The sequence below is a fragment of the Pseudomonas sp. Pme6b genome, assembly GCF_058129925.1.
Map to the genome: position 1 here is coordinate 170,631 of NZ_CM176704.1, position 17,922 is coordinate 188,552.

The 17,922-nt window shown below is 56.3% G+C and carries 18 protein-coding genes and 2 pseudogenes; 13 read left to right on the plus strand and 7 right to left on the minus strand.

Annotated features, from left to right (window positions below; translation table 11 throughout):
* Nucleotides 1-53 precede the first annotated feature (53 nt).
* Nucleotides 54-618: pseudogene (locus AC4ANE_RS00785) on the plus strand (hypothetical protein).
* Between the two features lie 15 nt (nt 619-633).
* Here the strand turns inward: AC4ANE_RS00785 and AC4ANE_RS00790 are convergent.
* Nucleotides 634-1,137 carry a GNAT family N-acetyltransferase gene (locus AC4ANE_RS00790; protein ID WP_005730266.1) on the minus strand — a complete coding sequence of 168 codons (504 nt, stop codon included), beginning with the start codon at nt 1,135-1,137 and terminating at the stop codon, nt 634-636.
* A 541-nt stretch (nt 1,138-1,678) separates the two neighbouring features.
* On the opposite strand from AC4ANE_RS00790, the gene AC4ANE_RS00795 reads away from it, so the two are divergent.
* From AC4ANE_RS00795 to AC4ANE_RS00805, 3 genes and pseudogenes are all read left to right on the plus strand, one after another.
* The gene (locus AC4ANE_RS00795; protein WP_031595719.1) at nt 1,679-2,983 is read left to right on the plus strand and encodes a DUF6402 family protein; all 1,305 of its coding nucleotides are present in this window, start codon (nt 1,679-1,681) and stop codon (nt 2,981-2,983) included.
* Complete coding sequence (locus AC4ANE_RS00800; protein WP_054071596.1) at nt 2,959-3,411, plus strand: hypothetical protein; 453 nt, start codon at nt 2,959-2,961, stop codon at nt 3,409-3,411. Before AC4ANE_RS00795 ends, AC4ANE_RS00800 begins: the two co-directional genes overlap by 25 nt.
* Before the next feature lie 45 nt (nt 3,412-3,456).
* Nucleotides 3,457-3,651, plus strand: a pseudogene (locus AC4ANE_RS00805) (T6SS amidase immunity protein Tai4 family protein); the annotation flags it as partial.
* A gap of 145 nt (nt 3,652-3,796) precedes the next feature.
* On the opposite strand, the gene AC4ANE_RS00810 reads toward AC4ANE_RS00805, so the two are convergent.
* The 3 genes from AC4ANE_RS00810 to AC4ANE_RS00820 all read right to left on the minus strand — a co-directional run bounded on the left by AC4ANE_RS00810 (nt 3,797) and on the right by AC4ANE_RS00820 (nt 7,001).
* Nucleotides 3,797-5,341: a phosphoenolpyruvate carboxykinase gene (locus AC4ANE_RS00810; RefSeq protein WP_002555830.1), complete on the minus strand. Its 1,545-nt coding sequence runs from the start codon at nt 5,339-5,341 to the stop codon at nt 3,797-3,799.
* Between the two features lie 178 nt (nt 5,342-5,519).
* On the minus strand, nt 5,520-6,422 hold the full coding sequence (hslO, locus tag AC4ANE_RS00815; RefSeq protein ID WP_002555829.1) for an Hsp33 family molecular chaperone HslO: 903 nt from the start codon (nt 6,420-6,422) through the stop codon (nt 5,520-5,522).
* 171 nt (nt 6,423-6,593) lie between these two features.
* Nucleotides 6,594-7,001 carry an RNA-binding S4 domain-containing protein gene (locus AC4ANE_RS00820; protein WP_002555828.1) on the minus strand — a complete coding sequence of 136 codons (408 nt, stop codon included), beginning with the start codon at nt 6,999-7,001 and terminating at the stop codon, nt 6,594-6,596.
* Between the two features lie 170 nt (nt 7,002-7,171).
* Between AC4ANE_RS00820 and rimA the strand changes: the two genes are divergently transcribed.
* From rimA to AC4ANE_RS00855, 7 genes are all read left to right on the plus strand, one after another.
* Nucleotides 7,172-7,954 carry a S6 modification regulatory phosphodiesterase RimA gene (gene rimA / locus AC4ANE_RS00825; RefSeq protein ID WP_002555827.1) on the plus strand — a complete coding sequence of 261 codons (783 nt, stop codon included), beginning with the start codon at nt 7,172-7,174 and terminating at the stop codon, nt 7,952-7,954.
* A gap of 16 nt (nt 7,955-7,970) precedes the next feature.
* Nucleotides 7,971-8,447, plus strand: a complete 477-nt coding sequence (rimB, locus tag AC4ANE_RS00830) for a retropepsin-like aspartic endopeptidase RimB (protein ID WP_002555826.1) — start codon at nt 7,971-7,973, stop codon at nt 8,445-8,447.
* A complete protein-coding gene (gene rimK, locus AC4ANE_RS00835; protein ID WP_002555825.1) occupies nt 8,444-9,349 on the plus strand; it encodes a 30S ribosomal protein S6--L-glutamate ligase in 906 nt (301 codons plus the stop codon). The genes rimB and rimK overlap by 4 nt, the downstream gene beginning before the upstream one ends.
* A gap of 456 nt (nt 9,350-9,805) precedes the next feature.
* Complete coding sequence (gene gltP / locus AC4ANE_RS00840) at nt 9,806-11,137, plus strand: glutamate/aspartate:proton symporter GltP (protein ID WP_002555824.1); 1,332 nt, start codon at nt 9,806-9,808, stop codon at nt 11,135-11,137.
* 91 nt (nt 11,138-11,228) lie between these two features.
* Nucleotides 11,229-11,504, plus strand: coding sequence for a hypothetical protein (locus AC4ANE_RS00845; RefSeq protein ID WP_460408657.1), 276 nt, complete (start codon nt 11,229-11,231; stop codon nt 11,502-11,504).
* Nucleotides 11,505-11,721: 217 nt separating this feature from the next.
* Nucleotides 11,722-11,970: a TIGR02647 family protein gene (locus tag AC4ANE_RS00850; RefSeq protein WP_002555822.1), complete on the plus strand. Its 249-nt coding sequence runs from the start codon at nt 11,722-11,724 to the stop codon at nt 11,968-11,970.
* A 183-nt stretch (nt 11,971-12,153) separates the two neighbouring features.
* A complete protein-coding gene (locus tag AC4ANE_RS00855) occupies nt 12,154-15,000 on the plus strand; it encodes a class I adenylate cyclase (RefSeq protein ID WP_031595726.1) in 2,847 nt (948 codons plus the stop codon).
* Nucleotides 15,001-15,169: 169 nt separating this feature from the next.
* On the opposite strand, the gene rnk is transcribed toward AC4ANE_RS00855, so the two are convergent.
* From rnk to cyaY, 3 genes are all read right to left on the minus strand, one after another.
* Nucleotides 15,170-15,577: a nucleoside diphosphate kinase regulator gene (gene rnk, locus AC4ANE_RS00860; protein ID WP_002555820.1), complete on the minus strand. Its 408-nt coding sequence runs from the start codon at nt 15,575-15,577 to the stop codon at nt 15,170-15,172.
* Between the two features lie 137 nt (nt 15,578-15,714).
* Nucleotides 15,715-15,945, minus strand: a complete 231-nt coding sequence (locus AC4ANE_RS00865; RefSeq protein ID WP_002555819.1) for a DUF1289 domain-containing protein — start codon at nt 15,943-15,945, stop codon at nt 15,715-15,717.
* A 2-nt stretch (nt 15,946-15,947) separates the two neighbouring features.
* The gene (cyaY, locus tag AC4ANE_RS00870) at nt 15,948-16,280 is read right to left on the minus strand and encodes an iron donor protein CyaY (protein WP_002555818.1); all 333 of its coding nucleotides are present in this window, start codon (nt 16,278-16,280) and stop codon (nt 15,948-15,950) included.
* A gap of 238 nt (nt 16,281-16,518) precedes the next feature.
* Between cyaY and lptM the strand changes: the two genes are divergently transcribed.
* Together lptM and lysA are read left to right on the plus strand one after the other, a co-directional pair.
* Nucleotides 16,519-16,665 (plus strand): LPS translocon maturation chaperone LptM, encoded by a 147-nt coding sequence (gene lptM, locus AC4ANE_RS00875; protein WP_002555817.1) that lies wholly within the window; start codon nt 16,519-16,521, stop codon nt 16,663-16,665.
* 9 nt (nt 16,666-16,674) lie between these two features.
* The gene (gene lysA, locus AC4ANE_RS00880) at nt 16,675-17,922 is read left to right on the plus strand and encodes a diaminopimelate decarboxylase (protein ID WP_002555816.1); all 1,248 of its coding nucleotides are present in this window, start codon (nt 16,675-16,677) and stop codon (nt 17,920-17,922) included.

Sequence of the window (17,922 nt, forward strand, 5' to 3'; positions counted from 1 at the left end):
AGTCAAGGAGTGCTCCGACGTTCCAGCACTATCTATTGATGGTGCTTTTACTGATGGGGCTGTGCGCTTACGGCCTGTTTCATTACCGGCATTTGCCGAAAACAATCGATGCCGCGCCTGCGCTATCTTCTGCTTTCGTCGATGCCGACGCTTCAGCCGTTGCTCCGCTACCACTACACGAGACGCCGGGCCGCCCCCAAACGCTGTCTGAGTGCATGGGACCGGATAATCTCATCGACGAAACAGTCGCTACCTGTCGATTTGGCAAAGGCCAAGAGACAGTTCGAAATTCAACCGCACAGGGCATGGTGTCTGCGAGCTACATGAGCCACTACAAGGCACAACAGCAAAGGCCGCAGCCAAGGCTCGCAGCGGCGCAATTCGTTGAGTCGGCCGTTGTGGGACAGGAAGCGCACCTATCACGCTGAATGGATCGTTACAGATGCTCAAATCGACGGCACCAGCGTGTGCCGTAACTGGCGTAGAGGCTCAATCGAATACCGGGAGTGTCGCAAGGGTGCCAAGGTGTATTTCAAGGAGCAGTGCAAGCGTCTCGCTGAATCCGCCACTCGCCAACGCTATTGCAGTGCGGCGAGCGGGTTTAATCCGTTGGGCTGAGCTGCGGCCACAGCTTTACTCAGGGTTCAGACCCAGCACGTAGAACTTGCTGTCCACCGCAATCAGCGGAAAGCTCGCAGGCAGATCCTCTTTTGCGATCTCCTGGAAACCGTGCTTCTCATAAAATCTATGTGCGGCGAGAAATTTGTCGGTTGTACCCAGAAACACTTCGGTCACGCCTTTGCGAGTCGACTCTTCGATCAAACGGTCCAGCAGCCTGGCTGCAATCGAGAACTCTTTGCCGCGAAACGGCGCGGCAACGAACATCTTGCGCAGCGCTGCCTGCCCTGAGCCGATGTCCTTGAGCGCGATGCTGCCGACGACGTGATCACCTTGCACCGCGACCCAGAAATCACCTGTGCCGATCTGGTAAAACGTGGGAATCGCCTTCAGATCAGGCTGATCCTCGGCGGTGATGGGGATACCGAATTCTTCACGCTGGATGGGCAGGATCAATGCCGACACACCTTGCTCATCGTTCGGCACAAAACGACGTACCTGAATTCCGGTCGCTGTCACAAACCACCTCCTTGCCATCGTCACAAATGGAAATGAGTATTCCAGACAAGCAAACGCCCCGACAAGTCGAGGCGTTTCCATGAGCATTTACGGGGTCCGTATGTGGGGACGGACACGGAGATGTTTAATTACAACATGGCTCCGGCGACCTCGCAGTTACGACGGTTGCCGTTGAATCAGGCATTCAGTCTTGCCCCTCCAACCCAGGCCGTGGACAACTCCCGACCGCCGCGATTGAGCTGATCACTGGCCTAATGCGCTGTGGCCGAAGCAATAGCCATATGAGCAGATTTTTCGACGCATGAACGGCACAGGCTAGGCCATCCATCATGTGGTCAAACGTCGCGGACGTGCGGGCTCACAATGTTAATCGAGTCACATGGAGAGAGAGAATCGATACTCCGGTGCGCAGCGAAATTGACGGTTTGGGTACACAGGCTAAACAATGCAGATCTGCATTACGTTGCTCCGGCAGTTCTGCCGCTGCGCGAGAGGTGCTGAGCGGATTTGGGATTTTATTGTTTTACCAAGGAACGGGTTTATGGCTGAAGTAAAGAAAATACCTTACTACACGATGAAACGGTCTATTTTTCGTGGCAAAGTATGGAAAGAAAATGATGGCCTAGAGGGGGCTGTCCCCATCAATACTCCGCAAAAAATCTCCTATAATCGTTGCGCGCCTGGTCAAGTAGTCTTAAAGCCCACAGAGCGCAGTAAAGAGCAACGTATGGCGCAACAAACAGAAGCGGGAGGTAAGAGATCGCTTACTGAAGTTAAAAATAATAAACCATCCTCCGGGGAAACCAAACCCTCAAAGCCCTATACGCTAGAGCGCGATGCGGAAGATAAGGAAAAGCTTCCAGAGTTTGATCTTCAGGATATTCCTTTGGCCATGGACAAAATAGGTTGGCCGACAGCTGCCAAGATCGCCAAACGGTGGTTCGCTAGCCCTAAGCATATCTACAATGATCAACCCAATTCAGTTCAACCCATTGATGACACAACAGTGACATTAAAATGGGCTTTTAAGTATGGAAGCGTAGCAGAAAAATTTAATGAATTAATTGAAGAAAAAATTCATTCTGAAAAAGCAATTGCAGGTGCTAAACAAAAAATCCTCAAGCATGTAAAAAATAAATTCGATGATTCTAGTTCGGCAGCAAATCTTTCCTTTGATACGTCTCCTTGGATAGGGGATATCAGGCAGTTTCATATTGACTGGCAAATTCAGTTTCAGGCAATATCAACAAGTAACACTCTTGACGGCATGAGTTTAACTGATCTCACTGCCACGCTAGGAAATTTTAATATCTATGCTGCTATTGGCAGGGTTGAAGTTGCTGTGGAAAAATTTTACAGATATGACGATACAGCCAGAACCAAAACTTTTTGCGCTGAAGCTACGGCGACCATTACTAGTGTATATACCTACCTGAAAGATAACTATTCCTTTAACGACAAAAATGATGGCAATAGTCAATATCTAGGGCACTGGAACAAAAATGAGATGATTCTTTCCTACTCTGCCGTTGTCAGTGATCTTGTTGACGGTAAGAAAATTCATACTAATATGGGTAGTACCCCTATAACTGAAACTAAAATCAATTGGGACTATTTGCCTGGCGGGCAGATTGACAAGCCAGTAGATAAAAGAACAGGTATTGTCAGAAAATTTATGGAGAAAGATGTTTACTGGCCTGTGTACAATAGCTCTTATAGTGAGTGGAGAGAGAAGCATGGTCGGGGTGGCGATTTTATGATTTACAGCAGACCTGAAATACATAAACTAAAAAAGCCTATTATCATAAAGCTGGATACATTATGCAAACCCTCAGAGCCCATGTAAGAAAAATGTACCTCTGGTCTTTTTTCTTCTTTGTTTTTATATTTATTGCTTTGGTTATTTACTCCACTGCATTTAACGTGCTAGACAATACTGACTGCCAGAGCTACAATCACACTAAAGAATTAAAAGGAGGCACAAAAAACTTCGACAATGAGAAATTTATAATAAATATTTGCGGAGCCGGACTCAATAACAGTCTTTTTAATGGCGATGGCATGGAGAGGGTCCGGCTGACTATCTTCGACGATCAAGGCGAGCTGTTAGCCAGGAGATACTATAGGATCTTTTGGGACGGCCAGCCCGGACATGAGCCGCTTAAGTTTTCTGAAAGCAGTATTACCTATCAAGACGACAAGGAGCAGAAAGATCACGCAATCACTATGCCTCCTACACGCTTGGAGTGGATTCGGGCAAGGCTTCCCCTATAATTTTGGTCCTCATACGAATGGGCTTATTACGGATATTAGAGAAGCCCTGATGCAGTGGAAGCGCTCATTGATAAGGATTTAGCCAGAGACTATACGAGCCCTCTGATTGACTCTGAAGTAAAGGGCGTAAAGTTTTATTTATTGAAGTGCCTTGATCTCTACCCCGGTAAAGAACTCAATGCTCTGGTAAAGAAGTTTGTAATAAAGCCGGGCCATACCTACAGGCAAGATAATAAATGACTGATGCCAACGCTTATATTTACACGGAGGTTGTGCGGACGCTATTCAATCGTCGAGTCGCAATCTGAACGGTTCTACATCAAGTACTCAATTCCAGGACCAAAAAAAACCGCCTGATAAAGGCGGTTTTTTTAGAGGACGCTAATTACAACTTCGGACCCGCAGCCTTGATGGCGTCGCTCACGTCGAACTTCTTGAAGTTCTCCACGAACAGGCCAGCCAGGGCCTTGGCGGCTTCGTCGTAGGCCGCTTTGTCAGCCCAGGTGTTGCGTGGGTTGAGCAGGCCGGTGTCGACGCCGGGTACCGATTTCGGTACGTCGAGGTTGATGGTGTCCAGGTGCTCGGTTTCTGCACCGATCAGTGCGCCGCTCTGGATGGCTGCGATCACGCCACGGGTAGTCGGGATGTTGAAGCGCTTGCCGACGCCGTAGCCACCGCCGGTCCAGCCGGTGTTGACCAGGTAGACCTTGGATTTGAAGCCGCGGATGCGCTTGATCAGCAGTTCAGCGTATTCGCCAGCCGGACGCGGGAAGAACGGGGCGCCGAAGCAGGTGGAGAAGGTGGACTTGATGCCCGAACCCGAACCCATTTCGGTCGAACCGACCAGTGCGGTGTAACCCGACAGGAAGTGGTAGGCAGCCTGTTCTTCACTGAGGATCGACACTGGTGGCAGGACGCCGGTCAGGTCGCAGGTCAGGAAGATCACGGCGTTTGGCTCGCCGCCGAGGTTTTTCGGTGCGCGTTTTTCGATCAGTTCACGCGGGTAGGCCGCACGGCTGTTCTGGGTCAGGCTGCTGTCGGCGTAGTCGGCTTTTTTGGTGACCGGGTCAAGTACGACGTTTTCCAGTACGGCGCCGTGCTGAATGGCTTTCCAGATGACCGGCTCGTTCTTCTCGGACAGGTCGATGCACTTGGCATAGCAACCGCCTTCGATGTTGAACACCACACCTTCGCCCCAGCCGTGCTCGTCGTCACCGATCAGGTAACGGCTTTCATCGGCGGACAGGGTGGTCTTGCCGGTGCCGGACAGGCCGAAGAACAGGGTTACATCGCCCTCTTCGCCCATGTTGGCGGCGCAGTGCATCGGCAGCACGTCCGAAGCTGGCAGCAGGAAGTTCTGTACCGAGAACATGGCTTTTTTCATTTCGCCGGCATAACGCATGCCTGCGATGAGTACCTTGCGCGCGGCGAAGTTGATGATGACGGTGCCATCGGAGTTGGTGCCGTCACGCTCAGGGTCGCAGACGAACCATGGCGCGTTCTGGATTTCCCACTCGTCCTTGCCAGCCGGGTTGTACTGTTCAGGGTTGATGAACAGGCAACGGCCGAACAGGTTGTGCCACGCAGTTTCGGTGGTCATCTTGACGGGCAGGTAGTGCGCAGGATCGGAGCCTACATGAACGTGGGAAACGAAGAGCTCGCGCTCGGCCAGGTATGCACCGACACGGTTCCACAAGGCGTCGAATTTCTCGGCCGGAAACTTGCGGTTGATCGGGCCCCAGGCGATGGCGTCCTGGGTGCTCGGCTCTTCAACAATGAAACGATCGACCGGCGAACGGCCAGTACGATGGCCTGTCTCCACAACCAGTGCGCCAGTGTCGGAAAGTACGCCTTCGTTACGGGCAAGGGCTTCCTTGACCAGTTCGTCGGTGCTCAGATCGGTGTGCACAGCGTTGTTGATTTGCGTCATGAGGTTCCCCGTCGGCCTGTAGCCGAGTGCTCCAAACGGTTTTGTAGTAAAAAACAACCACTACTACAGCGTAAAAGTGGGCCGGATTATGCCAGAAATGCCCAGAAATGGTAGGACCCTCCTGTCAGAACAGCATTACAAGGGCCCATACCGTATTCTGAGGGGCTTTACGCGTTGATCAATGGCGCGTGTCAGATGGCGAATCGACACCGCCGCCAGCAAACAGCTGTGCAACGTCAGTGGCATCGAACAGGTAGCGCTCGTTGCAGAACTGACAGTCGATCTCGATGCTGCCGTTGTGCTCGATGATCAGTTGCTGCGCGTCCTCCAGGCCAAGACTGACCAGTGCGTTGGCCGAGCGCTCGCGCGAGCAACTGCAGCGAAAACAGATTGGCTGGGCGTCGAACAGGCGCACTGGGTCTTCGTGATACAGGCGATGCAAAATGGTCTGGTTGTCCAGGCCGAGCATTTCTTCGGCAGTCAGGGTGCTGGCGAGGGTAATGACATGTTCCCAGCTGGCATCGCGCTCTTCCGGGTCGGTGATCTGTGCGGCAGGCAGTTGCTGCAGCAGCAGGCCGCGGGCGCGATGACCGTCAGCCTTGAGCCAGAAACGGGTGCCCAACTGCTCGGACATCACGAAGTAGTTAGAGAGGCTTTCCGACAGGTCGACGCCATCCAGCGCCACAATGCCCTGATAGCGCTTGCCCTTGTGCGGGTCGACAGTCAATGCCAGCGAACCGTCAGGCATCAGGTCCTGCAGGCCAGCGGCTGGCGTGATGAGCGTTTCGTCATAGCGGGCGATGCCGCGCAGCTCGCGTTCGCTGGAGCATTCGACCATCAGCAGCGGTACAGCGCCGCTGGAGCGCGCCTGCAAAATCAGCAGTCCGTCGAACTTGAGGGTGCCGACCAGCAGAGCGGCGGCAGCCATCAGTTCTCCCAGCAACTGCGCGACCGGCTCCGGGTACGGGTGCTTGGCGAGTACTTCGGCATAACTGCGTTCAAGGGCTACCAGCTCTCCACGAACGTCGCTTTCGTCGAAGATGAAGCGCTGGGTGAAATCGGTGTCCGGTAAATCATGCATAGGGAAGGTATCTGAAGTAATGACATTGGATGGCTCGCGGCTGAGCAAGCACCGTCCGGCACTCGAAAGCGCCGTGGCCATGCGGATTGACCGGCATTTTAGGAGCTATCCGGTGCGCTTCCAAGCGGGTTGGCCGTTCGGGCTGATCGCCGGAGCCGCCATGCGCTGTTTTCAGTCGTTGTTGTGGCTGGCACGGAAACCAAAAAGCTCCCGGCGTTGCTTCTTGGTGGGCTTTCCGTCGGTAGTTACACCCAGGTTGCCAGCCTTGCGCTGAGCGGCCGCGCTTTCTCTTTTGGCGATGCTGTCGGGTGTCTCGCTATACAGCGTCTGCGCCTCAGGCGCACCCCGGCGAACGGTGGACAACGCCTCGACCACTATCGTGCGCTCATCGAAGCCCATGCGAATCTGAAACTCGTCGCCTGGACGAGGCTCCTTGCCGGGCTTGCAACGTTCGCCGCGACAGTGCACCTTGCCGCTTTCGATAGCTGCTTTGGCCAATGCGCGTGTTTTGAAAAAACGTGCGGCCCACAGCCATTTATCCAGACGGACCTTGTCATCTTCTTCCGGCTTTTGCGCCATTTGAATTCCTCATCAGTGCAGCAGTCTGAACGTTATCGGGCTCATCAGGAAACGCGACTGCGTCGCTCGCCTGATGTGTACATACCCACACGAACATGAAGTAACCGATCCTTGCTTGTCAAAAACAGCTATTCCCCTTTTCATTGCCCGACCCCTACATGGAGCGCGACGTGACAGATTTTCCAACTTCGTTGACCGCCCCCAGAAAAGGGTGCGCGGGATGCACGGGCAGTCCGGAACTGGATTTCTCGTTTGACTACGCGTATCAACCGATCGTGAACCTTCACGACCAGTCGATTTTCGCTCACGAGGCGCTGGTTCGTGGCCCCAATGGCGAAGGTGCGATGTCCGTTCTGAGTCAGGTCAACGACCAGAACCGCTACCGCTTCGATCAGGCGTGTCGGACCACCGCCATCGCCGGTGCCGCGAAACTGGGCATGAACGAGCGTTTATCGATCAACTTTTTGCCCAACGCCGTGTATCGTCCCGAGCTGTGTATCCGCAGCACGCTGGAGGCCGCCAGGCAGCATGACTTTCCTGTCGAGCGTTTGATTTTCGAAACCATCGAAAGCGAGCATGTGGATAACAACGGGCACTTGAGCAATATTCTGCGCGAGTATCGCGAGTTCGGCTTCATGACCGCCATCGATGATTTCGGTGCCGGGTATTCCGGGCTGACGCTGCTCGCGGACTTTCAGCCAGACCTGATAAAGCTCGACATGAACCTGATTCGCGACATTCATCGTGATCGCGCGCGTCAGGCTATTGTTCGGGGTGTTGTCACAATGTGTTCGGACTTGGGGATTAAGCTCATTGCCGAAGGTATAGAGCAGGTTGAGGAACGGGACTTTCTCGCCGATTGCGGCATTTTCCTGATGCAGGGCTATCTGTTCGCCAAACCTGCATTCAAAGCCCTGGCGCAGATAGCACCTGACGTCTGGCAGAAGTCTTGAGACATACGGAATTGCATTGAAAACATTCGACCATCTGACAGTCATCGGCCTGCGCGAGTGGGTAGCGCTTCCCGACCTGGGGGTGGCGGGCCTGCGGGCAAAAATCGATACCGGTGCGAGCACGTCAAGCCTGCATGCCACCGAAATCGAACCTTTTGAGCGCGATGGCCAGAAATGGGTGCGCTTCAACGCGCATCTGGGCACTGTGGTTCAGTTGCGGCATCGCCGCTGCGAGGCGCAACTGGTCGCCATGAAAACCATTAAAAGCTCCAATGGCCACGCGCAGGTGCGTTACGTCATTCGCACTACGCTGGCCCTGGGTGATCGTATCTGGCCAGTGGAATTCACACTGGCTTGCCGCAAGTCGATGCGTTATCGACTGCTGCTGGGTTCCAAGGCGCTGATCGACGGCCAACTGGTGGTCAATCCGGGCATAACTTACGTACAAGACAAGCCGGTGTTCCCGGCCTCTACTTCCTCAGGTGTTGCATGAAGATCGCTGTGCTTTCGCGTAATCCGCGTCTGTATTCCACCCGTCGTCTGGTCGAAGCTGGCATCGAGCGTGGCCATGAGATGGTGGTGATCGACACCCTGCGCGCCTATATGAACATCGCCAGCCACAAGCCGCAGATCCACTACCGCGGCAAACCTCTGGAGGGCTTTGATGCGGTGATTCCGCGCATCGGTGCCTCGGTGACTTTCTATGGCTGTGCGGTGTTGCGTCAGTTTGAAATGATGGGCGTGTTTCCGCTCAATGAGTCGGTCGCCATTGCCCGCTCGCGCGACAAGTTGCGCTCGCTGCAACTGCTGTCACGTCGGGGCATCGGCTTGCCGGTGACAGGCTTTGCCCACTCGCCTGACGATATTCCCGACCTGATCCAGATGGTCAACGGCGCGCCGCTGGTCATCAAGGTGCTGGAGGGCACTCAGGGCATCGGCGTGGTGCTGTGCGAAACCGCTACGGCAGCCGAATCGGTGATTGAAGCCTTCATGGGGCTCAAGCAGGACATCATGGTGCAGGAGTACATCAAGGAAGCGGGCGGTGCCGATATTCGCTGCTTCGTTGTCGGTGACAAGGTCATCGCCTCGATGAAGCGTCAGGCCAAACCGGGCGAGTTTCGCTCCAACCTGCACCGTGGCGGCAGTGCCAGCCTGATCAAGATCACCCCGGAAGAACGCATGACTGCATTGCGTGCAGCCAGGGTCATGGGCTTGAGTGTGGCGGGTGTGGATATTCTGCGCTCCAATCACGGCCCGCTGGTGATGGAGGTCAACTCGTCACCTGGCCTGGAAGGCATTGAAGTCACCACCAGCAAGGATGTGGCCGGGATGATTATCGAGTATCTGGAGAAAAACAGCGGCCCGCACATGACCCGCACCAAAGGAAAAGGCTGACAGGGCGGCGACTCGACTCAATCGCTCAGGCCATGAGCTTGTCTGCGGATAAGCTGGCCTGAGCACTGCACTACCGTACATCTGTTAAATGCGCCGAGTAATCGATTCAGCACCGCTATGTTCTTTCTGCAAACCCGCTTCTCTCCATCAGGCCGAAGACGACGTTTTAGCCACCTTCGCGCCGAATCGCCCTCTCGCCTCGCGACATAAATCAACACATTTCTGCTTATTTGTATGCCGATTGAGCATGAGGTAGTCGTTTACGGCATTAGACGTATGCGCGTGCCATGGGAATAGTTGCGACTTTTTTCGCCTGCTACAGAGCCGGGATGCTCGTCTGCGGTGACCTTCTCGGGACATTTCCAAAGGGATCCCCTGCCCTGAAACTGCTTTGAAAAGCACGCTCGGCGCATCGGTCTTGGACTTGCCCAAGCCACTTTGAACAAGGGTAATAATATGAAGAAGGCAAAGCTGAGTCTGGCCTGGCAGATTCTGATCGGACTGGTACTGGGTATCGCGGTGGGGGCGCTGCTCAACCATTTCAGCGCCGAGAAGGCCTGGTGGATCACCAATCTCCTGCAGCCTGCGGGCGATATCTTCATTCGTCTGATCAAGATGATCGTTATCCCTATCGTTGTCGCATCGCTGATTGTAGGCATCGCGGGTGTGGGCGACGCCAAGAAACTGGGGCGCATCGGTCTGAAGACCATCCTCTATTTCGAAGTCGTGACCACCATCGCCATTCTGGTGGGCCTGGTGCTGGCCAATGTGTTCCATCCGGGCACGGGTATCGACATGAGCACGCTGGGTACGGTGGATATCTCCAAATACCAGCAGACAACGGCCGAAGTTCAGCATGATCACGCGTTTATCGCGACCATTCTCAACCTGATCCCGTCCAACATCTTTGCTGCCATGGCGCGTGGCGAGATGCTGCCGATCATCTTCTTTTCAGTGCTGTTCGGTCTCGGGCTTTCCAGCCTGCAGGCAGAGGTCCGTGAGCCTCTGGTGAAGCTGTTTCAGGGCGTCTCGGAAACCATGTTCAAGGTCACGCACATGATCATGAACTACGCGCCGATCGGCGTGTTCGCGCTGATTGCGGTGACCGTCGCCAACTTCGGTTTCGCCTCCCTGTTGCCGCTCGCCAAGCTGGTGATTCTGGTATATGTGGCCATCGCCTTCTTTGCCTTCGTGGTGCTGGGGCTGATCGCTCGGGCGTTCGGCTTCTCGGTGATCAGGCTGATGCGCATCTTCAAGGACGAGCTGATTCTGTCCTACTCCACCGCCAGCTCCGAAACCGTACTGCCACGCGTGATCCAGAAAATGGAAGCGTATGGCGCGCCGAAGGCGATCTGCAGCTTCGTGGTGCCGACGGGTTATTCGTTCAACCTCGATGGTTCTACGCTTTATCAGAGCATTGCGGCGATCTTCATTGCCCAGCTGTATGGCATTGACCTGTCGATTGGCGCGCAACTGATGCTGGTTCTGACCCTGATGGTCACGTCCAAAGGTATCGCGGGTGTGCCGGGTGTTTCCTTCGTGGTACTGCTGGCAACGTTGGGCAGCGCCGGTATCCCGCTGGAAGGCCTGGCGTTTATTGCCGGTGTCGACCGGATCATGGACATGGCGCGTACGGCCCTGAATGTGATCGGCAACGCGCTGGCCGTATTGGTCATCTCGCGCTGGGAAGGCATGTACGACGATGAAAAGGGCGAGCGCTACTGGAACTCCCTGCCGCACTGGCGCAGCAAGGAACCTGTACCGATGGGCCAGCCGACGGCTGACTGATCTTCGCCAATGTGCTGACAAACCCCGGACCTCCGGGGTTTGTTGTTTTCAGGTCGCCGGTTAGACTGCCTGCCTTACCAGAGGAATGAACATGAACGACGCACTCGACAATGACGAAGAAGAATTTGCCGCCTCGACCCTGATCGAAGCCATCGAGAACCAGATCGAATCCGGTAACCCGCCAGCGGCCAAGGCTGTTTTCAACATGCTTACCCTGGTTAACTACGAGCGTGAAGACATTCTCGAAATGATGGCGCACGTCCTGGCCATCGAAATCGACGCCTTGCTGGAGCAGGACCGTCCGTTCGATACGCAATGGTACGAAGCAGCGCTGCGCGCCCTGCGCGCCCTGCCCCCGGAAAAGTAACCTTGCGGTCAGGTCGTGCCAGCAAGATATATGCTGCAAACACTCCAGACGCTGACTACACTGCAAATGCCCCGCTGCCGCATGATCCTCCGGGGCTGCCACGCCAAACCGGCTTCAACGGTCATCCAGAACCGACGAGCGCAGATTGGACACGTCGATTCCAGAGCACACCCGCCAGCCGGCGAGGTCGTACTACTACAAAAAGTCTGGAGTACCTATGTCGTATACCCCTGAGTTGGTTGCCGAACTGGAAATCCTTGCACTGTTCAATCTGGGAAACACCCAGGAAGGCCTGAAAGTCCACCATGTAGCGGCACCCACTGCCGTTGCAGCAGCAAAAAGACTCTTCGATAAAGGACTGACGACCCAGGTCGATGGCGGTTATCTGACCAGCCTCGGGCTTGAGGCCGCTCAACATGCCCAATCACTGTTGACCATCCTCAACGTTTCCAAACAAGCTGCCTGACAGGCGCAGGGCCTGCGCACAAAAAAGCGTGGCAGGCCCTTCACTTATCTGAACGCCGGTCGATACAGGATTCTGGCGTCAGAATAACAACCCGACTGAATCCTCTTCTCTCGGCTGCAAAACTTCTCCGCCATCTTTGCTCAGTAATTCCACGCCTGCACAGGCTAGATGCCTTGAGTTGCGATGACGCGTAATCCTGAAATTCGCCCCGACCTGGATGAGGGCATCGACCGCAAGGTTCTCAGCCAGCTGCGCAACCGTTTCCTGTCCCTCAATGACGGGCGATATGCGCGTGCGCTGGAAGGTATGTCGACCCGCCAGCAAAGCGTTCTGACCCTGCTGCCGCTGTTCTTTCACGTCAACCACCCTCTGCTGCCCGGTTACGTTTCCGGTGGTACGCCTGCTGGCGTCTCGCAGTACGAACCGGACACGCTGGCGCTGGCCGAAGCGCAACGCCTGACACGCTCCTTCTCTTACAAGGTCCGGCGTGGTAACGCTCCTCAGCCGATTCACGGCCTGTTCCTGATGGGCAGCCTCGGTACGCTGGCCCAGGCTGAACAAAGCGACATGGACGTATGGGTCTGCCACGACAGCGAACTGGAGCCGGAGGCCATCGCCGAACTGCGCAGGAAATGCCATGCCCTTGAAGCCTGGGCCGCCACTATGGGGGCAGAAGCGCACTTTTTCCTGATTGACCCGCAACGTTTCAAGCGCGGGGACCGCGACTCGCAGCTCAGCTCTGACGACTGCGGCACTACCCAGCATTACCTGTTGCTCGATGAGTTTTATCGCACGGCGATCTGGCTCGCAGGGCGCACCCCGATGTGGTGGCTGGTGCCAGTCTATGAAGAGCAGAACTATGAGGATTACGCCCATACCCTGCTGAGCAAACGCTTCATTCGCGCCAGCGAAGTGCTCGACCTCGGGCCGATGTCGCACATTCCTGCGGCGGAATTTATTGGTGCCGGCTTGTGGCAGTTGTTCAAGGGTATCGAGTCGCCCTACAAGTCTGTTCTCAAGCTGCTGCTGATCGAGGTTTACTCCAGTGAACATCCCCGCGTGCAGTGCCTGAGCCTGCGTTTCAAGCAAGCGGTGTTTGCCAACCAACTGGACCTGGATGAGCTGGACCCGTACGTGGTTGTGTACCGGCGTATCGAAGAGCATTTGCAGGCACGCAACGAGCAAGAGCGCCTCGAACTGGTGCGGCGCAGCCTGTACCTGAAGGTCAACAAAAAGCTCACCGGCTCGAGCCGTCAGCGCAACACCGGTTGGCAACGCCTGCTGCTGGAGCGCCTGACCTCTGAGTGGGGCTGGGATGAACGACAACTGGCGCTGCTCGACAGCCGCAGCCAGTGGAAAGTGCGCCAGGTGGCCAGCGAGCGTCGTGCACTGGTTAACGAACTCAATTACAGCTATCGCTTTCAGACCCGGTTCGCCAGAACGCAAAGCACCGCCGACGCGCTCAATGCTCGTGACCTGACCATACTCGGTCGGCGCCTGTATGCCGCTTTCGAGCGCAAGGCGGGCAAGGTCGAGTTCATCAATCCGGGCATCGCTCCGGACCTTGCAGAAGATACGCTGACGCTGGTGCATTCCCCTGATAAACGCGAGCCAGGCAAGCATCAGTGGGCCCTGTACAACGGCAACCTGGGTATTCACGAGTGGCCGAACTTTTCGCCGATCAAGCGCAGCCGGGAATTGCTCGAGCTGCTGACCTGGTGCCACCGCAACAACGTGATCGACACCACGACCCGCGTGGCGCTGCATCCTGGCACCAGTGACTTGAGCGAGTTCGAGTTGTTCAACCTGCTCGGTGCCTTGCAGCAGAGTATTGAACTGCCGCTGCCCGAGGTCAGCGACGACGAGCTGCTCATGCCCAGTACATCCAGCGAGATACTGTTGCTGGTCAATGTCGGTGTCGACCCGCTCAGGCATCACCGCGACCTTAATATTCTGATGACCACCGAGCGCACCGACTCGCTCAGTTACGCGGGTGTCCGGGAGAATCTGGTGCTGACGCTGGACCAGATCACCCTCAATACCTGGAACGAAACGCTGGTCAGCCGCTATGACGGCCCGCATGCCCTGCTCGACTGCATGAGCGAACTGCTCGGCAGCCTGCCGCAGAGCGGTAAGCAGCCGCAGATTCGCGTGCGCTGCTTCTGTCATAACCGGGCACCTGCCATCGCTCAGCGGGTTGAAGAACTGATCAGCACGGCTCGGTTATTACTCGCCAGGCGGTTGAACCATCGTTATCTGATTCAAGTGCAGCAGCAGTATCACGTGCTGGAGATCAAACCCGGACAGGTCGGTCATGTAGTGGTCAACAGCCTGCCAGGCCTGTTCAAGTACCTGGGTGAAGAGCTGCCGTTGTACAGCCCTTTGCATCTGGACCCTCAGGCACTCGATGGCCACGATCTGGCGCTGATCCTGCCACTTGGTCAGCCTGAATGCATTCAGGTGTTCTACCGAATCAACGAGCCGGATGCCGACGTGTACGTGCTGGACGAACACAATTCGCTCTGGCACCAGCGCCTGCCGTATCACGACGAACAAAGCCTGCTGACGCCACTGCAGCGTTTTCTTCACTCGCTGGTTTATCGCCGAGGCGCGTCATTGCCGCTGGACGACCCGTCCGAGCCGGTTTCGCTGGAAACCCTTTATTACCAAGTGCTGCCTTCTGGCCCTGGGCTTGCCCGGCGTGTCGAACATCGGTTGGCACCGACTGCGGCGGACAAGGCGTTTTATGACGTGCAGGCAATCATCGAAGAAACCTCGCCCGGACAGCTGAGCGCCACGCTGTACTGCGATAACTGCGAGTTTTCCGAGCTGGAATATGGCGATCAGCTGTATGCCGCCGTTGCCCGGCAAATTCTCGGCAAGCGCCTGGAACCCCAGCGCTATCGCTGTTACATCACCGACCTGGACCTGTCCGGGCTGCTGGATGACCGGCATGGACAAAGCATCCTCTTCCTGCATCACAAGGCCGAGCTGGAAAAGCTGTTGAACGAGGCGATGGACCAGGCCTGACGTACGCTTGTTCTGCCCCTCGCGCCTAACGTTCCAACGCGGAGCATTGGCACGATAGGTGTTCTGCGGGCCGCCTCTCGTTCCGCACGCTCCAGCGTGGGAATGCCGTTCTGGACGCTCTGCGTCCGCTCTTGAATGCGGAGGCGCTTTACGGATGCAGCGCCTTCGATTACTCGTACTCGCCCGCTGCTTCCGGCTGATATTCCACCGCCAGCAAGGTCAGCTTGAGGGTCTTGCAGCCCGGTGCTGGCCAGTCGATGTGCTGGCCGACCTGCAAACCCAGCAACGCCGAGCCCATTGGCGCGAGGACCGAGACGGTGCCGTCTGCGCCTGCATCCTGGGGATAAACCAGCTTGAGGTGGTAATCCTTGCCGCTGACTTCTTCACGGCAATGCACACGCGAATTCATGGTCACAACGCCCGCAGGCACTTCATCGTGGCCCACTACCTGATCGGCGCGGTCCAGTTCGGCCTGCAACGCCTGGATGCCCGGCGTGTCTTCGTCCTGGCTGGCGATAAAACTCTCGAGACGCTGTACGTCGAGGCGGGTGAGGATGATCGAAGGTGCTGTGGTCATGGTCTGGGCAGACTCCTTTATTCTCCATGAATAAAACAAAACCCCGCCGGGGTGGGCGGGGTTCTACGGGCCTCTCAATCTGGAGAAGCAGGTTCCGACACTAACACAGCGCAGTAAATACACAACCCGACGCGGCATCAGCCTGCGGTCTGGCCCGCGCTGGCTCGACGCTGTTCCGCTTCATGGCGAATCTGTCGACGACGATGGTCATCGGCCGAGCGCCATTCGCGGATGTCTTCGACATGACGGAAGCACCCGAGGCAAACCTTCTGCTCATCGAGCCGGCACAGGCTGATACAGGGCGACGCTACAGCCGGGCTGACGTTGCTGAAAAGCGGTTTGGGCGGTCGAACGGGGGACTGGCTCACGATCAGATCTCGTCGAAATCCAGTTCGACACCGGCTTGCTCAAGGGTGATGCGCGCAAGCATTTCGCTGAGCAGCTCATCACTGGTGTCGCATGCCCAACGGCTGTTCTCTTCGTCATAATCGAAATGGAAACCGCCGGAGCGGGCTGCCAGCCAAAGCTGACGAAGCGGCTCCTGACGACTGAAGATCAGTTGCGAGCCGTTTTCGAACTTGACGGTGAGGACGCCGGCCGAGTTTTCCAGGTCGACATCCAGGCCGCTCTCGTCGAAAACATCTTCCAGCACCTGCTGCGTCGCATCGACGAGGTCGTGAAAACGGGCTTCGGTCAAACTCATTGCGGGAACCTCGATAAGTGTCTGCAAATAGCGCAGAGGGGCAAGATACGGACGCAGCCAGGCAAATGCAAAGCTTACTCATCATTGACGATGCACGAGCACTTTAATCCCGATCAACCACCGCTCTGCTGCGGCTTTCACGTCAAAGGCACGCCAGACGGGACGCCGCTCGCATAGGCAAGCTGCCGGGTGGTCGGTATACTCGGGCGCAATTAATGCTTTTACAAAGGATTTCGCCATGAAGCGCCTGATCTCTTCGCTTGCTGCGCTTGTCGCGGTCGCTTGTCTTGTTACAGCCTGCGGCCAGAAAGGCCCGCTGTATCTGCCGGATGACACCAAAACTCCGGATGAACAAGCCAAATCGCAATCGCACAAGCACCTTTAAGGGAATTCAATGGACGCCTTCAACTACCGCGACGGTGAGCTGTTCGCGGAAGGGGTAGCATTGTCTGCCATTGCCGAGCGCTTCGGCACGCCGACCTATGTCTACTCGCGCGCTCATATAGAGGCGCAATACCGTGCCTACGCCGATGCGCTGAGCGGCATGCCGCATATGGTCTGCTTCGCCGTAAAAGCCAACTCCAATCTGGGCGTGTTAAATGTCCTGGCGCGTCTTGGCGCCGGTTTCGACATTGTTTCGCGCGGCGAACTGGAGCGTGTGCTGGCCGCAGGCGGCAAAGCCGAGAAGATCGTGTTTTCCGGCGTCGGCAAGACCCGTGAAGACATGCGTCGCGCTCTTGAAGTCGGCGTGCATTGCTTCAACGTCGAATCCACCGACGAGCTTGAGCGTCTGCAGGAAGTGGCTGCCGAGCTCGACGTTCGTGCGCCGATATCGCTGCGGGTCAACCCGGATGTGGATGCAGGCACTCACCCTTACATCTCCACCGGCCTTAAAGAAAACAAATTCGGCATCGCCATTGCAAATGCCGAAGACGTTTACATTCGCGCCTCGCAACTGCCAAACCTGGAAGTGATCGGGGTCGACTGCCATATTGGCTCGCAACTGACCACGCTCGAGCCGTTCATTGATGCGCTGGATCGCCTGCTGGACCTGGTTGATCGCCTGGGCGATTGCGGCATTCACCTGCACCATATCGATCTGGGTGGCGGTCTTGGTGTGCGTTATCGCGACGAAGAGCCTCCGCTGGCGGCCGACTACATCAAAGCCGTGCGTGAGCGACTGGCTGGTCGTGATCTGGGGCTGTTGTTCGAGCCGGGGCGCTTCATCGTGGCCAACGCAGGCGCGCTGCTGACCCGCGTCGAATACCTCAAGCACACCGAGCACAAGGATTTCGCCATCGTCGATGCGGCGATGAACGATCTGATCCGCCCAGCGCTTTATCAGGCGTGGATGGACGTCACAGCGGTGCGCCCGCGCGACGGCGAACCTCGTGCGTACGACATCGTCGGGCCGATCTGCGAGACCGGCGACTTTCTCGCCAAAGGGCGCGAGCTGGCGCTGGCCGAAGGCGATCTGCTGGCGGTCCATTCGGCCGGTGCCTATGGCTTCGTCATGAGTTCGAACTACAACACCCGTGGCCGTGCTGCTGAGGTACTGGTCGACGGTTCCCAGGCTTTTGAAGTGCGTCGTCGCGAAACCGTGGCCGAGCTGTTCGCTGGCGAAAGCCTGCTGCCGGAGTAA